The sequence below is a fragment of the Galbibacter kalidii genome (assembly GCF_026241135.1).
Lineage (GTDB): Bacteria > Bacteroidota > Bacteroidia > Flavobacteriales > Flavobacteriaceae > Galbibacter.
Map to the genome: position 1 here is coordinate 16,667 of NZ_JAPFGA010000004.1, position 14,986 is coordinate 31,652.

Annotated in this window: 13 protein-coding genes and 1 tRNA gene; 13 read left to right on the plus strand and 1 reads right to left on the minus strand. The window is 42.0% G+C overall.

What is annotated here, in order from left to right; translation table 11 throughout:
- The first annotated feature begins 47 nt into the window (after positions 1 to 47).
- The 10 genes from OOZ15_RS05510 to OOZ15_RS05555 all read left to right on the plus strand — a co-directional run bounded on the left by OOZ15_RS05510 (position 48) and on the right by OOZ15_RS05555 (position 10,394).
- Positions 48 to 773 (plus strand): superoxide dismutase, encoded by a 726-nt coding sequence (locus tag OOZ15_RS05510; RefSeq protein WP_265954950.1) that lies wholly within the window; start codon positions 48 to 50, stop codon positions 771 to 773.
- Between the two features lie 61 nt (positions 774 to 834).
- The gene (chrA, locus tag OOZ15_RS05515) at positions 835 to 2,187 is read left to right on the plus strand and encodes a chromate efflux transporter (protein ID WP_265954951.1); all 1,353 of its coding nucleotides are present in this window, start codon (positions 835 to 837) and stop codon (positions 2,185 to 2,187) included.
- A 75-nt stretch (positions 2,188 to 2,262) separates the two neighbouring features.
- Complete coding sequence (locus OOZ15_RS05520; RefSeq protein WP_265954952.1) at positions 2,263 to 4,413, plus strand: DUF5916 domain-containing protein; 2,151 nt, start codon at positions 2,263 to 2,265, stop codon at positions 4,411 to 4,413.
- Positions 4,414 to 4,426: 13 nt separating this feature from the next.
- A complete protein-coding gene (locus OOZ15_RS05525; protein WP_265954953.1) occupies positions 4,427 to 5,422 on the plus strand; it encodes an extracellular solute-binding protein in 996 nt (331 codons plus the stop codon).
- Complete coding sequence (locus OOZ15_RS05530) at positions 5,407 to 6,963, plus strand: ABC transporter permease (RefSeq protein ID WP_265954954.1); 1,557 nt, start codon at positions 5,407 to 5,409, stop codon at positions 6,961 to 6,963. The genes OOZ15_RS05525 and OOZ15_RS05530 overlap by 16 nt, the downstream gene beginning before the upstream one ends.
- Positions 6,956 to 7,687: an ABC transporter ATP-binding protein gene (locus tag OOZ15_RS05535; protein ID WP_265954955.1), complete on the plus strand. Its 732-nt coding sequence runs from the start codon at positions 6,956 to 6,958 to the stop codon at positions 7,685 to 7,687. Before OOZ15_RS05530 ends, OOZ15_RS05535 begins: the two co-directional genes overlap by 8 nt.
- The gene (locus tag OOZ15_RS05540; protein ID WP_265954956.1) at positions 7,677 to 8,414 is read left to right on the plus strand and encodes a hypothetical protein; all 738 of its coding nucleotides are present in this window, start codon (positions 7,677 to 7,679) and stop codon (positions 8,412 to 8,414) included. The genes OOZ15_RS05535 and OOZ15_RS05540 overlap by 11 nt, the downstream gene beginning before the upstream one ends.
- A gap of 344 nt (positions 8,415 to 8,758) precedes the next feature.
- Entirely contained in the window at positions 8,759 to 9,307 is a 549-nt protein-coding gene (locus OOZ15_RS05545; RefSeq protein ID WP_265954957.1) for a recombinase family protein, read from the plus strand.
- A gap of 38 nt (positions 9,308 to 9,345) precedes the next feature.
- Complete coding sequence (locus tag OOZ15_RS05550; RefSeq protein ID WP_265955224.1) at positions 9,346 to 10,233, plus strand: recombinase family protein; 888 nt, start codon at positions 9,346 to 9,348, stop codon at positions 10,231 to 10,233.
- Positions 10,230 to 10,394, plus strand: coding sequence for a PTS sugar transporter subunit IIBC (locus OOZ15_RS05555; RefSeq protein ID WP_265954958.1), 165 nt, complete (start codon positions 10,230 to 10,232; stop codon positions 10,392 to 10,394). Before OOZ15_RS05550 ends, OOZ15_RS05555 begins: the two co-directional genes overlap by 4 nt.
- Before the next feature lie 190 nt (positions 10,395 to 10,584).
- Here the strand turns inward: OOZ15_RS05555 and OOZ15_RS05560 are convergent.
- A tRNA-Met gene (locus tag OOZ15_RS05560) sits at positions 10,585 to 10,657 on the minus strand.
- 393 nt (positions 10,658 to 11,050) lie between these two features.
- Between OOZ15_RS05560 and OOZ15_RS05565 the strand changes: the two genes are divergently transcribed.
- From OOZ15_RS05565 to der, 3 genes are all read left to right on the plus strand, one after another.
- Complete coding sequence (locus tag OOZ15_RS05565) at positions 11,051 to 12,460, plus strand: Na+/H+ antiporter NhaC family protein (RefSeq protein ID WP_265954959.1); 1,410 nt, start codon at positions 11,051 to 11,053, stop codon at positions 12,458 to 12,460.
- Between the two features lie 68 nt (positions 12,461 to 12,528).
- Positions 12,529 to 13,416: a GTPase Era gene (era, locus tag OOZ15_RS05570; RefSeq protein ID WP_265954960.1), complete on the plus strand. Its 888-nt coding sequence runs from the start codon at positions 12,529 to 12,531 to the stop codon at positions 13,414 to 13,416.
- Between the two features lie 179 nt (positions 13,417 to 13,595).
- The gene (gene der, locus OOZ15_RS05575; RefSeq protein ID WP_265954961.1) at positions 13,596 to 14,900 is read left to right on the plus strand and encodes a ribosome biogenesis GTPase Der; all 1,305 of its coding nucleotides are present in this window, start codon (positions 13,596 to 13,598) and stop codon (positions 14,898 to 14,900) included.
- Positions 14,901 to 14,986 lie beyond the last annotated feature (86 nt).

Genomic DNA, 14,986 nt, shown 5'->3' on the forward strand with positions numbered 1-14,986 from the left:
ACAGAATTGTACCATAGTTTTATGGTTGTTATTTAAAAAACTAAATCATGAACCGAAAAGAATTTCTGAAAAACAGTGCTATCATAGGCGGTGCGACCATCCTGCCCGGCAGCAGTGTTTTTTCACAGAACGTTACACAAAACGGTATTGACAAACTGGTAGATAGCGAAGGTAATTTTATACAGCAATCCCTTCCCTATAACAAAAACTTCCTGGAACCCCACATGGATGAGGAAACCCTGCACCTCCACTTTGAATTCCACCACGGAGGCGCTGTAAAGGGAGCCAATAAGGATTTGAAACAGATCAAACAACTTGTCCAAAAGGGTGATATGGACATGACAGACCTTTGGACGAGAAAACTGGCCTATCATTTTTCCAGTCATGTATTGCATACCATTTTCTGGACAAACCTGACCAATAAAAAAACAGAACCCAAGGCAGAATTGCTTTGGCAGATTGAAAAAGATTTCGGCTCGTTTGACCACCTTCAGGCATATATGGCTAAAGTATCAAAATCCGTTGAAGGCAGCGGTTGGGGGATATTGGGCTATCAGCCGTATTCCCGGTCACTCACTTTATTACAATGTGAAAACCATCAGAAACTAACACAATGGGGCGTAGTCCCGCTTTTGGTGATCGACGTTTGGGAGCATGCTTATTACCTGAAATACAAAAACAAAAGAAGTGATTTTGTAGACACTTTAATGGAGATCATTAACTGGGACAATGTAGCGGAACGGTTTTTAATTGCCAAAAAGCTGCATGGATAGTTTTTGATAGATTCCCATTAAAACCCATAATCCTTATCCTATTTTTTTGTCTAAGTAATATATGATTGAAGAAAAAGTTCCCTTTAAAGAAGCCCTGAAAGTATGGATTCGGGTAGCCATTAACAGCTTTGGCGGCCCGGCAGGGCAAATTGCCGTAATCCATAAAATTCTGGTCGAGGAAAAAAAGTGGATCAGCGAAAACCGTTTCCTCCACGCCCTTAATTATTGTATGCTGCTACCGGGACCGGAAGCGCAACAGCTCGCCACCTATATCGGCTGGTTGCTTCATAGAAAAAAGGGAGGATTAGTCGCAGGGATCCTGTTTATCCTACCCGGTTTTATTTCCATATTGATTCTAAGTGTCCTCTATGCCGTTTACCGCGATATGGGAATCGTAGAGGCTCTTTTCTTTGGAATCAAGCCTGCTGTCTTGGCTATCGTTATCGGGGCAGTTATTAAAATAGGAAAACGGGCACTTAAAAATGAAATTATGGTGATGATGGCCGTACTGGCCTTTATCGCTATTTTTTTCTTTCAGGTTGATTTCCCCTATATCGTTGTTGCTGCCGGTATGATCGGCTTTATCGGAGGAAAGCTTTGGGAAGAAAAATTTCATGTCATCAAAGGGCATGAGGAAAAAAATGAAGAAGAAAGCGCCTATGTCATAGACAGCTACATCCAACCGATAAAACCATCCTTGGTAAAAACACTTAAAACCGTACTGCTTTTTTTAGTTTTATGGGCACTGCCGTTGGTAATGATTGTCTTGTGGATAGGTGTGGAAAACATCTTCTTTTCAGAAGGCTTGTTTTTCAGTAAAACGGCTGTGGTCACCTTTGGTGGCGCCTATGCAGTGCTGGCCTATATAGCCCAAAAAGCCGTGGAAGATTATGGTTGGCTGCAAAGCGGGGAAATGCTGGACGGACTGGGCATGGCTGAAACTACTCCGGGTCCGCTAATCCAAGTCGTGCAATTTGTCGGTTTTATGGGAGCCTACCGTTTTTCCGGCACCATGGATCCCCTTACTGCCGGGATCTTGGCTTCCGTGTTGGTGACCTGGACAACCTTTATCCCCTGTTTTTTGTTTATCTTCAGTGGCGCCCCCTACATAGAATACCTCCGGGGAAATAAAAACCTCACCACCGCACTGTCCGGAATTACGGCTGCAGTAGTGGGGGTTGTATTGAATCTAGGGGTATGGTTCACCATACATACGCTTTTTGGCCAAGTGAGCGAAAGGCATACTGCCGGAATAAGATTAATGATTCCGGAATGGAATACCCTCGATATAGCCTCCCTGCTCATAGCATTGATTGCTTCTTTTGTATATTTTATTTTAAAATGGGATATGCTAAAGACCATATTTATCAGTGTTTTATGTGGCATCATATATTATTTTGTTTTTAATATATAGGGGGATTTGTGCCCTCAGTAATTCATTTTCCCATATTTCTACAGAATTTGCCTGTAACTTTATGTAAAAATCATTATGAAATGGCTACTGATGGTCATAAGCACTTTTTCGGTTTTCAGTGTCTCTGCCCAGACCAATATGCCCAACACCATTCATGCCCATTATACACAAGAGCCTATTCAACTGGACGGAAAGTTGGACGAACCACCCTGGCAGCAAGCCATACGTATTAGCAATTTCACGCAGCGGGAACTGAATGTCGGGGAGCCGGCCACCGAAAGAACAGAAGTGGCCATTGTCTATACTGCCAAAACCCTTTATGTTGGATTTTGGGGTTATGACAGCGAGCCGGGCAAATTGGTTGCCAAGGAAATGAAAAGGGATTTTAGCTGGGGAAATGAAGATAACTTTGAAGTGATTATTGACACCTACAATGACGACCGCAACGGTTTTCTTTTTGTCATCAACCCTAATGCCGCACGGGCAGATGCTCAGGTGCTTAACAATGGGGATGCGTTCAACAAATCCTGGGACGGAGTGTGGAACGCCAAGACCACCATCACCCCAGAAGGTTGGTTTGCTGAAATAGAAATTCCCTTTTCCACCTTCAAATTCCGAACCGATATAGACAAACAGGTTTGGGGCATCAATTTTGAACGCAACATCCGCCGGAAACGGGAACAATTGCTCTGGCAGGGTTGGTCGCGCGATTCGGAACTGGAACTGCTGAACCGGGCAGGAACACTTACAGGGCTGGACAACATTGTCAGTAAAGATTTTATCGAAGTAAAACCCTATGCCATAGGCGGTGGTGAGTTTACCCCGGATCGCAAAGAAGGGCAACTGAATGCCGGAGGGGATATCAACTACCTCATTACGCCCACTTTACGGGTGAACCTGACCTTTAACACCGACTTTGCCCAGGTGGAAGACGACCAGCAGCAGATCAACCTGACCCGTTTCCCCTTGTTTTTCCCCGAACGCAGGGAGTTTTTTCTGGAGGGACAGGATTTTTTTGACATGGGCATGGGCAATAAGATTATTCCCTTTTACAGCCGGAGGATCGGACTGGCAGAAGACCGCTCCACCGTACCTATTATTGCCGGGGCGAGGCTCTTGGGCAAGGTCAAGAATTCAACCTTGGGGGTAATGTCCATCCAAACCGCAAACCGCGACAGCATCCCCTCCACCAACTATTCCGTACTGAGTTGGAGACAGGATGTATTGGAACAATCTTCCGTAGGCATCCTTTCGGCCAACAAATATGAGAATGGCAGACTACACAGTACTACCGGGGCTTATGGACTATACAGCACCTCCATGCTCTTTGGCAACAAAAACCTGAATATAGGAGCTGCTTATACCCAGAATTACAATTCGGATGATTTTAACAGTAAGGCCAATGCGAACCGTATTTACCTGAGCTATCCCAATGATAAGGTAGAGTTTGATATGTCCTGGCAGCGAAGTGCCACCGCTTTCAACCCGGAAGTAGGATTCCTGCGCAGGGACAACTTTCAGGAATTTTATACCGAACTGGAGTGGAAGCCCCGGCCTAAAAACTTTCTGAAATGGATTCGCCAGTTTAGCTTTAAAGGGCTTGACATGAATTATTTTATCTTTGATGATACCGGAAGCTTACAGAGTTTTTTTTATGAAATCAGGCCTTTGGGGTTTGAAACCCGTAGCGGGGAATTTTTTGAATTTAACCTGCAAAGAAGGGCAGAAAACTTTCGGGAACCCTTTGAAATCACAGAAGGAATCACCATCCCCGAAGGCGAATACTGGTACAACAGGATGGAAATACAAGCAGCAACTTTTCAAGGGCGTACCGTGTCGGCCTATACCAAGATTAACTGGGGTGATTTTCTGGATGGGAATAGCACAGAAAGCCAATACGAACTCTCGTGGAGGGCCAGCCGTTATTTTAAAATAGGGGCTAACTATGAAAGGAACTGGATAAGCCTTCCGCAGGGCAATTTCAACACCAGCTTGGTGGGAAGCCGTGTCGAGTATGCCGTAAATCCCAACCTGTTCGGGTCACTGTTTTCACAGTGGAACAGCGAGGATGAAGAAGCAATCCTCAATTTCCGCCTGCAATGGATACCCATTATCGGTGCCGATTTCTTTTTTATCGTCAACCAAGCCTATGACACTAAAGGAGGGGCATGGACATTGGAACGCACCACTATTTTAGGTAAATTGATATGGAGATTTGTAATTTGAAAAATTTAAACATATGAAATACATATTTGTCAGTTTGATATTGGTATTCCCTGCATGTAACCCTTCGGCAGAGGAGGTCACGGTATATACATCCGTGGACCAGATATTTTCAGAACCTGTGCTGAAAGATTTTGAAAGAGAGACCGGCATTAAAGTAAAAGCGGTGTATGATACCGAAGAAACCAAATCCACCGGAGTGATGAACCGGCTGATCGCCGAAAAGGATAATCCGCAATGCGATGTCTTTTGGAGCGGCGACCCGATACGAAATGGGGTTTTACAGTCCAAAGGGATTACCGAACCCTATCAGTCGGAACAAACTAAACAGATCCCGGAATACTTTAAAGAACCGGATAACCAGTGGATCGGCTTTTCGGCCCGTGCACGGGTATTGATCTATAACAAAAACCTGATCGCCCCCGATTCTTTACCGGAATCTATCTTTGACTTTACACGACCACGTTTCAAGGGAAAATTTGCTGTTGCCAACCCCTTGTTTGGCACGACGACCTTTCATATGGCGGCGATATTTACTGCCTTGGGTGATGAAAAAGCCAAAGCATGGATGAACGCCCTCAAGGAAAACGGTGTGGTTATCGCTGCCAGTAACGGGGATGTTAAAAAACGGGTGATGAACGGGGAACTGGCCTTTGGGCTCACCGATACCGATGATGCCTTCGAAGCCAAAAAGGAAAGCGATGAAGTAGATTATATTTTCCTCGATCAACAAGAAAGAGGTATTGGCACCCTGATTATGCCCAATGCGGTTAGCCTTATCAAAAATGCTCCGCATGACGAAAACGGAAAGAAACTCATCAATTATCTATTAAGCCGGGAAACTGAAGCCAAACTGGCCGTATCCTGTGCACAAATGCCACTGATCAAAGGAACGGAAATACCGGGGGTGCCTTCACTGGATAATATCAAAGCGATGAAAATCGATTACAAACAAACCTCCGAAAAACTGGAAGGAATACAACCTTGGCTGAAAGCATGGATCGAAGAGTAAGCGCTTATATCATAAGGTTTGTTCCCCTACTGCTACTGTTTATACTGCTGGCATTACCGCTTTTGCTGCTACTTTTGCAATGGCTTACCGGTACGGATAGCACAGTGCTGTTCTCTTTTATCGATCGGGGAACCTTGTGGTTGATTGGCAGGAGTTTATGGTTGTCCTTTATAGTGGCGTTACTCGCTACTTGTATCGGAACCGCTTGCGGGTTTTTGCTCTATAAATTTAATTTTCCTTTCAATAAATTTTACCGGTTGGCATTGCTGTTGCCTTTGCTTATTTCTCCCTATATTTTTGCTGTGGCCTGGAAAGACGGCCTATTTTGGTTTTTTGGGAATACAGCGGCTGTGTATTCTGAAGCCGGAGTGGTCATGGTGCATGCTTTTGTCTATTTCCCCCTGGCCATGCTTATTACCGGGAGTGCTTTATCACAGATCCATTCCGGTTATGAAGAAGCGGGCCTCATGGTTGTTTCCTTCCGGAAAATGTTCGTAAAAATCATTTTCCCCCTGATCCGTCCTGCTTTGACCACTTCTTTTGTGCTTATCCTGATATTCAGTCTGAGTGATTTTTCCGTTCCTGCTTTTTTTGGCGTACGCACCTTTACTACGGAAATATTCACACAGTTTTCCGCTTTGTATGACCTTCCAATGGCTATCGGACAATCCGTATTACTGCTGCTGGTCTGCCTTTTGCTGATGTTGACAGAACACCGTTATTTATCGGATGCCCCTTTCTTTTCTGTATCGACAAAGGGAAGCATCTCAAAAAAATACGATGTAGAAAAACGACAAATCCTATGGCATGGCATCTTCTGGTTATTACTTATTGTAGCATTACTGATTCCCGTGTCTATACTGATAATCCAGTCATTGGGCGGAAAAACGTTGTTCTTTTCCCAGGCCTGGGAACTGGTTTGGCCTGCTGCTGTTCAGTCCATTAAACTGGCCACAATAGGTGCGCTGCTGATTACCGCCCTAGGGTTATGGACAGCCTATGAAAAAGAACGCAGGTCACACCGGTTACCCAATGCGTTGCTTTTACTGACCTTTATTGTTCCTTCCACCGTATTGGGTATTGCACTGATTCGGTATTATAACTTTCCTGTATTGAATTTTATTTATGGTACCGCTGTGATCCTGCTTATCGCTTATACAGCTAAGTTTGGTTTTATAGCCTCCAGGATTACGGGGAACAGCATAAAACAGATACCTGTTTCATTGGGAGAGGCTGCTTCTGTAATGGGCATTTCTTCTCAAAAGATCTTTTTGAAAATACACCTGCCTTTAATGTTGCCATCCCTGTTCACCACCTTTGTCCTTTCCTTCATCCTCTGTCTGGGGGAATTAGGGGCTACTGTGATGGTATATCCGCCGGGCATGGAACTCATGCCTGTCAAAACCTTTACCATTAGTGCCAATGCCCCACAGGCACTCACCAGCAGTATGACCCTGATCAATTTGGGAGTAACAACAGTATTGCTCCTGTTGTTTTTTATTATTGGAAAATACGTATTCAAAAAATACCGATATGCCTGAAATCACTTTGGAACATATAACGCACCATTACGGGGACAAGGAAGTCTTAAAGGATTTTTCTTTTGCTTTCAAACCGGGAAAAACAAGCTGTCTTCTCGGCTCGTCGGGCTGTGGTAAAACCACAGTGTTGCGGTTGATTGCGGGGCTGGAAAGCCCTAAAGATGGAATCGTGAAAATAGATGGGGCAACGGTAAGCAAAAACGGTGAGATCACTGTCCCACCCCATAAGCGTAATATTGGTTTTGTCTTTCAGGACCTGGCTCTTTGGCCACACTTTACGGTGTATGACAATGTCGCTTTCGGTTTAAAGGAAAAGAGAGAACGAAACATTAAAAAGAAAGTGTCAGATATACTGGACTTGTTCGGTATAAGCGATAAAATCCGGAAATATCCCCACCAGCTTTCCGGCGGACAGAAACAAATGGTGGCCATCGCCCGTTCGCTGGTATTGCAACCTGAAATACTCCTTATGGATGAGCCATTGGCCAATATAGACACCCATTTAAAAGAAAATATCTTGGCACACCTAAAAACGGTTCAACGCCAACAACGGTTCACCATGCTTTATGTGACACATGATCACGAAGAAGCATTTCACACCGGGGATCACATCCTTGTTATGAATGCAGGGAAAATAGAAGCAGCAGGAACTAAAGAAGAAATCTGCAATTCAACATCCAAATATGTAAAATCATTTCTAAAACTTTATACAGATGAAAACTAAAACACATATTTTAATATTGGTTATGACATCGATTTTCACCGTTATAGCCTGTAAGGATTCAAAAGTGAAGCACACCAGTACTCAAATAGAAGAAATACATGCCCGGGCACAATTTCCGGATACCGTGGACCCGGCTGAAAAAACCAGGTTTGATTTTGAAAATTATACCGCCGGTGAATTGCCGGGCGAATGGTCTGAACACCATACCGGTTCGGGGGACACCGAATGGAAAGTCACAGAGGATAACGGGAACAAGGTACTGGCACAGTTGTACGGTAACAACCCGAACAATCATTTCAACGTCGTAGTGAACAATAACATCATGGCAAAAGATATGGTACTTACAGCCCGTTTTAAAGGGATAACCGGCAATCACGACCAGGGCGGTGGTTTTGTATGGCGGTTTACGGACAAGAACAACTACTACGTGGTTCGTGCCAATCCGCTCGAAGATAATATGGTACTGTATAAGGTGGAAAACGGCAAACGTACCGACCTGCCGTTGGTGGGCAAAGGAAGAACTTATGGGGTGGATGTATCCCCGCTGGGCAATCGCTGGCATACGCTAAAATTGGTAGTGAAGGGAGATCTATTTACTGTTTATCTCGATGACGAAAAACTTTTTACCGTACAGGACACCACTTTTGGCAGTGCCGGTAAAGTTGGTTTCTGGACAAAAGCGGATGCCGTAACCTACTTTGATGATTTTGAAATCGAAAAGTATTAGAAAATATTTAGTTGATTATTAATCGGTAAACTCGATAGACTCGAAAAGTAAGGAGGGCTTATAGTCCAGAGTGGTTTAGTGTTTACTTGTTCTAAAATCTCAGCCCTTCTTTTTTTGATAGTTTCAACCACTCATTCATTTTACTTCGTCTTGTAACTTTGAGATTTTATTTCTTATCCAAATAGGAGGATTTAAAATTTCTTGTCTTAACGTTTCTGACGGAACCTTACCCTAATACCATCTTTGTTTTTTCCCTTACTGAATCATCAATATTATCCTTTTTCAAGTATTTGAAAGCCGACAAGAAATATCGATCTTGAAAGTCAAACAAATAAATCATCCATATGAAAACAGCTTACTTATATGTACGTGTCAGTACAGACGAACAAAAAAGAAAAGGTTACTCATTACCGGAACAGGAGGATAGGTTATTGAAGTACTGTAGGCAGAACAATATAGAAATCAAGGGCATTTATCGTGAAGATTTCTCGGCCAAGAATTTCAACCGACCCGAATGGAAGAAGTTATTTTCGGTTGTCAAAAGTAAACCAAAAGAAGAGAAGAATATACTATTCATCAAATGGGACAGGTTTAGCCGGAATATTGAATATGCCTATGAGATGATCGGTATGCTCCGAAAGTACGGAACGACGGCAATGGCCATTGACCAGCCCATAGACTTTTCCGTGCCGGAAAGTACCGTCATGCTTGCCGTTTACCTATCGGTACCAGAAGCGGAAAACACCAGAAGGGCAATGAACACCGCAAATGGTATCCGTAGGGCAAAACAGATGGGCAGGTATCCCAGCAAAGCCCCTTTGGGCTTCATCAACCTGACTACAGTGGATGGCAAAAAATCATTGCACCCAAGCAACCCGAGGCCGGTATTGTAAGATGGGCCTTCCTCCAGCTTGCAAAGAACATCCATACGATTGAGCAAGTCCGGAAAATGGCAGATAGCAGGGGATTGAAATGTTCCCGTTCATATTTTTTCCGGCTTATACGCAATCCGGCCTATTGCGGTCTTATCACCATAAAATCTGAATCTGGGGAAAAATACATGGTAAAGGGCATCCACGAGCCATTGATTTCCGAAGCACTGTTTTATGAGGTTCAGCGCATTATTACCACAAAGAGGAAGGTTAATGCTAAAAAAGACGATCTGAAAGCAACCTTTTTCCTAAGGGGGTTTTTGGTGTGCCCCCTTTGCGGCCGAAAGCTCAGCGGAAGCTTTTCCCGAGGCTCAACCAAAAGGTACCCATACTATCATTGCCGGGGAAGGTGCAAGACACGGGTCAATGCACTCTTTCTGAATGAATGCTATCAGCGTAAACTTCAGCAATTGGTGCTTTCAAACGGAGCAATTGATTTGTTCAAGAGTATTTTGGAAGACTGGAATACAGGGATACTAAAAGCAGAATATTTACAGAACCGAAATCTGGTGAAGAGAAAGCTAATTGAACAGCAGTCGATTCTTTCCAAAGCCAGAAAGTTATTTGTGGTAGATGTATTAAAACCTGATGACTATAACGAATTAAAAAGGGAATATCTCGTCAATTCCAAATGCTTGAAAAGGGAGTTGAACGACATCAATGTTAAATTAAGGGATATTGACAAACAAAACCAATTGGGAAGCCGGTCTTTTGTAAATATTCTTCAGGTATTCTCAAGCTTGGACACAGCAGACAGGAAGCATCTTGTCAGCCTTATCCCACCGCTTAAGGTTGATTTCCAAACAGGGGATATTTCTCTGGATCTTCACAGTGGGCTATCAAAAATATTATTAACAAAACGACAAGCAAAAAAGCAATGGATATGAATTTTACCGATAAAAAGGTTTCAGTTAAGCGGGCAATTATGATATTAGCAAAAAATAACATTGAGGTGAACGATGAGGAAGCAACTGTAATATTGGACTTCCTTTACCTAATGGCGAAAAATCATAAAAAATACAGGGAAGTAAAGGCATCTAAACCTTAAGGAGAAATCGAACTAAAGAAAAGAACAGCATAGAGATGTCTTGGAGCCGTTTTTCAGACAATCTCTTGCTTTAATCTAAAAGTTTTAGCCTCAAAGATCGAACGATAAATGACCAAACCCTAACAGTTTGGGTCACAGGTTTTTATTTGTATAAAAAAAGGAGACAACTACTGGGTAGTGTCTCCTTAAGTAGCGGGGACTGGACTCGAACCAGCGACCTTCGGGTTATGAGCCCGACGAGCTACCTACTGCTCTACCCCGCGATATATGTTTAAACTAAAATTTCAACCTTTTGCTTAACAGATTTACAAATATCTCCATTAATGCGGATGCAAATATACAACATTTTTATGCTTTTGCAAGTCGTAAAAAGGAATTATTTGAAATTATCTCCTTTTCCATTTTTTCTTTCCTAAAATCAATGAATTAAAGATTATTTCTTTTTCTTTGAGCATAACGGGATATTGATTTTTAAATAAAATTCCCCTACTTTGTGAGCATTATTGTTCACTCATTAATCGCAAATAATTATTTAATTGTAAAAAAATACTGTTGTTTTAAGATGACAGTAAAAAGATAACTACATGGAAGATTATGGTTTTCTCTCAGTTCTACCCCCTATAATTGCTATAATCTTAGCGCTAAGAACCAAACAGGTGTATATAGCTTTATTGTTTGGAATCTGGTTCTCCTGGATGATCATTAGTGATTGGAATGTGCTCGATGGAACCTTGGCAGCCATAGAGAGCTTGGTCAATGTGTTTAAATCTCCCGGAAATACGCGAACCATTATGTTTAGTGCTTTGGTAGGCGCTTTACTTTTGTTTATCCAGTATTCAAAAGGAGTAGAAGGTTTTATAAATGAATTGAATAAACTCATTGTTTTCTTTGAAAAGAAACAGAAAGGGTACAGTAGGGTCATTATTCAATTATTAGCGATGCTAACCGGACTTTTGTTGTTTGTGGAAACAAGTATCAGTTCCTTGACGGTTGGAACCCTTTATCGACCTGTTTTCGATAAGCTTAAAATCCCAAGGGAAAAGTTAGCTTATATCGCAGACTCTACTTCAGCTCCGTCTTCTATTTTAATTCCGTTTAATGCTTGGGGAGCCTTTATTATGGGACTTTTGTTAACACAAGGAATCGATAGTCCTTTTTCATTGATGATTTCGTCCATTAGATATAATTTTTATCCCATTCTTGCAGTGATCATTGTTTTTATTGTTATTGTTTCTAAAAAGGACATTGGTGTAATGGCTAAAGCTGAAAAAAGAACCCGGGAAACGGGAGCGTTGATGAATGAGAATTCAAAGCCCATGCTTTCAGATACCATTACTTCATATGAATCTAAACCCGGAATAAAAGCGAGGGCATACAACATGATTGTTCCCCTGGCAACAATGGTTGTGATGATGCCGATAAATTTGGCATTTACGGGGTGGAATGAGGTAACGGATTATACTTCTTTTTCCGATCATCTTTTTCAGGCTATCGGAAAAGGTTCCGGCTCTGCTTCGGTTTTGTATGCGGTAACCACAGCAATTTTAGTGGCCATGATCCTCTATAGGTCACAAGGGATTATGAAAATCAGGGAAATGGTCGATCTGGTACTAAAAGGGATTAGCGAGCTAATGCCACTTGCTTTGCTGATGTTGTTAGCTTTTGCCATAGGCGATGCATGTAACCAACTGGGAACGGGGAATTATGTGGCAGAACTTTCCAAAGAGTGGTTGTCACCTCAACTTCTACCAGCCATAATTTTTGTCATCAGTTCTTTTATTGCATTTTCAACAGGAACTTCATGGGGGACCTTTGCCATTATGATGGCGATATCCATACCGATGGCAACCGCAAACGAATTGGATTTGCCTTTGGTCGTTGCTGCTACTTTGGGAGGGGGAATATTCGGAGATCATTGCTCGCCTATATCAGACACTTCCATTATTTCATCCATGGCTTCCGCAAGTGATCACATAGATCACGTAAATACACAGCTCCCTTATGCGCTTATTGGCGGGTGTATTACAGTGATCATGTATTTGATCCTCGGATTCGTTTTTGTTTAATGCCATCCTTATATCCGGTATAAAAAGCTACCTTTGCATAAGTTTTTAAACGAGTTCAATAATAAGCAATGGGGAAGCATAAAGCAGGTTTTGTAAATATTATCGGAAATCCGAATGTAGGGAAATCCACCTTGATGAATGCCTTTATAGGCGAAAAATTATCCATTATTACTTCTAAAGCACAAACGACCCGTCATAGAATTTTTGGGATTGTGAATGGAGATGATTTTCAGGTAGTGTTTTCTGATACGCCGGGAATCATCAAACCTGCATATGAACTTCAACAATCGATGATGGATTTTGTAAAATCGGCCTTTGAAGATGCCGATGTACTGATCTACATGGTCGAAATAGGTGAAAAGGAATTGAAAGATGAAAACTTTTTTAAGAAAATAGCCAATTCCAAAATTCCTGTATTGCTGTTATTGAACAAAATAGATATTTCTTCGCAAGAGGTTTTGGAAGAACAGGTGCAGTTGTGGAAAGGGAAAGTTCCCAATGCGGAGATCTATCCTATTTCAGCTTTGCAGAACTTCAATATAGATACGGTCTTCAATAGGATATTGGAATTGTTGCCCGATTCCCCGCCGTTCTATCCCAAAGATCAGATAACCGATAAACCGGAGCGCTTTTTTGTCAATGAGATCGTTCGCGAGAAAATACTCTTGAACTACAAAAAGGAAATTCCGTATGCGGTCGAGGTCGAAACTGAAGAATTCCTTGAAGATGAAGAAATAATTAGGATTCGTTCTGTGATCATGGTAGAACGCGATTCACAAAAAGGTATTATTATTGGACATAAAGGTGCTGCCTTAAAAAGAGTGGGAATGCAAGCTCGAGCAGATATGGAAAAGTTCTTCGGAAAGCAGGTGCATATCGAGATCTATGTAAAAGTGAACAAAAACTGGCGTTCCAACCAGAACCAATTAAAGCGTTTTGGGTATAATAAGAAATAATCTTCATGTATATTTAGCACGCTGATGAGCTGAAAAGTTTAAGGTGTCCAGAGACTTCATTTAGTTCCCATAATAAAAGGAGAACAGATAGATATTTGATAAAATAGAATTACCTTTGCGCCAGAAAATTAACCCCACATCGTTGGGGAAATGATTAGTTGTCAATTAATAGTTGTTATATGAGTGCTATTGTCGCTATTGTAGGAAGACCGAATGTTGGGAAATCAACACTTTTTAATCGTTTGATCAAGAGGAGGGAAGCCATTGTGGATGAAACGAGTGGAGTTACCAGAGATCGCCACTATGGAAAATCTGATTGGAACGGACGGGAATTTTCAGTAATCGACACAGGTGGCTATGTAGTTGGAAGTGATGATATTTTTGAACAGGAAATAGACAAACAGGTGGAGTTGGCTATTGAAGAAGCCGATGTCATTATTTTTGTGGTGGATGTAGCAGTAGGAGTTACCGGAATGGACGAAGAAGTAGCACAATTATTACGACAGGTAAATAAGCCGATTCTCGTGGCAGTAAACAAAGTGGATAGCGCCATGCGTGAAGCCGATGCTGTTGAATTCTATTCTTTGGGACTTGGCGATTATTACACCATTTCGAGTATCAATGGAAGTGGGACCGGAGAATTGCTAGATGCACTAGTAGAGCATTTGCCTGAAGATTCAGGAGCAATAGAAGACGAATTACCGCGTTTTGCTGTGGTGGGAAGGCCCAATGCCGGAAAATCATCTTTTATCAATGCCTTGATAGGGGAAGAACGTTATATTGTGACCGATATCGCCGGAACAACCCGCGATAGTATAGATACCAAATACAACCGCTTTGGGTTTGAATTTAACTTGGTCGACACGGCAGGGATACGAAGAAAGGCCAAAGTAAAAGAAGATGTTGAGTTTTATACCGTAATGCGTTCGGTGAGAGCTATAGAACACTGTGATGTATGTTTGTTGGTGCTTGATGCAACCCGCGGATTTGAAGGTCAAGACCTTAATATATTTTGGCTGGCGGAAAGAAACAAAAAAGGGATAGTGATTTTGGTTAACAAATGGGATTTGGTGGAAAAGGACACCCATAGTGTTAAGAAATTTGAAGCCTATATCAGAGAGCAAATAGAGCCGTTTATCGATGTCCCTATTGTTTTTATTTCCGTTTTGAACAAACAACGTATTTTTAAAGCGATAGAAACAGCCGTTGAGGTGTATAAGAACAAGACAAAACGTGTCAGTACATCCAAATTAAACGATGTGATGTTGCCTACCATTGAACATACACCGCCACCGTCTCACAAAGGGAAATATGTGAAAATTAAATTCTGCACACAATTACCGACGCCAACTCCGCAATTTGCTTTTTTTGCAAACCTGCCACAATATGTAAAGGCTCCCTACAAACGGTTTATCGAGAACAAGCTTCGGGAAAATTTCAATTTTCACGGTGTGCCTGTGCAAGTGTATTTTAGGAAAAAGTAGCAATTCCTGTTAAAATAATATTAAAAGTGACAAGTACTATTATCTGTTAGAATGTTTTATCATATTTTCGAGGAAACTCATAAATT

Excerpts from the sequence above, each read along its gene's own strand:
- OOZ15_RS05510 (WP_265954950.1), top strand. The coding sequence starts at position 48 with ATGAACCGAAAAGAATTTCTGAAAAACAGTGCTATCATAGGCGGTGCG.
- OOZ15_RS05545 (WP_265954957.1), top strand. The coding sequence starts at position 8,759 with ATGAAAACAGCTTACTTATATGTACGTGTCAGTACAGACGAACAAAAA.
- chrA (WP_265954951.1), top strand. The coding sequence starts at position 835 with ATGATTGAAGAAAAAGTTCCCTTTAAAGAAGCCCTGAAAGTATGGATT.
- der (WP_265954961.1), top strand. The coding sequence starts at position 13,596 with ATGAGTGCTATTGTCGCTATTGTAGGAAGACCGAATGTTGGGAAATCA.
- OOZ15_RS05535 (WP_265954955.1), top strand. The coding sequence starts at position 6,956 with ATGCCTGAAATCACTTTGGAACATATAACGCACCATTACGGGGACAAG.
- OOZ15_RS05525 (WP_265954953.1), top strand. The coding sequence starts at position 4,427 with ATGAAATACATATTTGTCAGTTTGATATTGGTATTCCCTGCATGTAAC.
- era (WP_265954960.1), top strand. The coding sequence starts at position 12,529 with ATGGGGAAGCATAAAGCAGGTTTTGTAAATATTATCGGAAATCCGAAT.
- OOZ15_RS05555 (WP_265954958.1), top strand. The coding sequence starts at position 10,230 with ATGAATTTTACCGATAAAAAGGTTTCAGTTAAGCGGGCAATTATGATA.
- OOZ15_RS05520 (WP_265954952.1), top strand. The coding sequence starts at position 2,263 with ATGAAATGGCTACTGATGGTCATAAGCACTTTTTCGGTTTTCAGTGTC.
- OOZ15_RS05540 (WP_265954956.1), top strand. The coding sequence starts at position 7,677 with ATGAAAACTAAAACACATATTTTAATATTGGTTATGACATCGATTTTC.
- OOZ15_RS05530 (WP_265954954.1), top strand. The coding sequence starts at position 5,407 with ATGGATCGAAGAGTAAGCGCTTATATCATAAGGTTTGTTCCCCTACTG.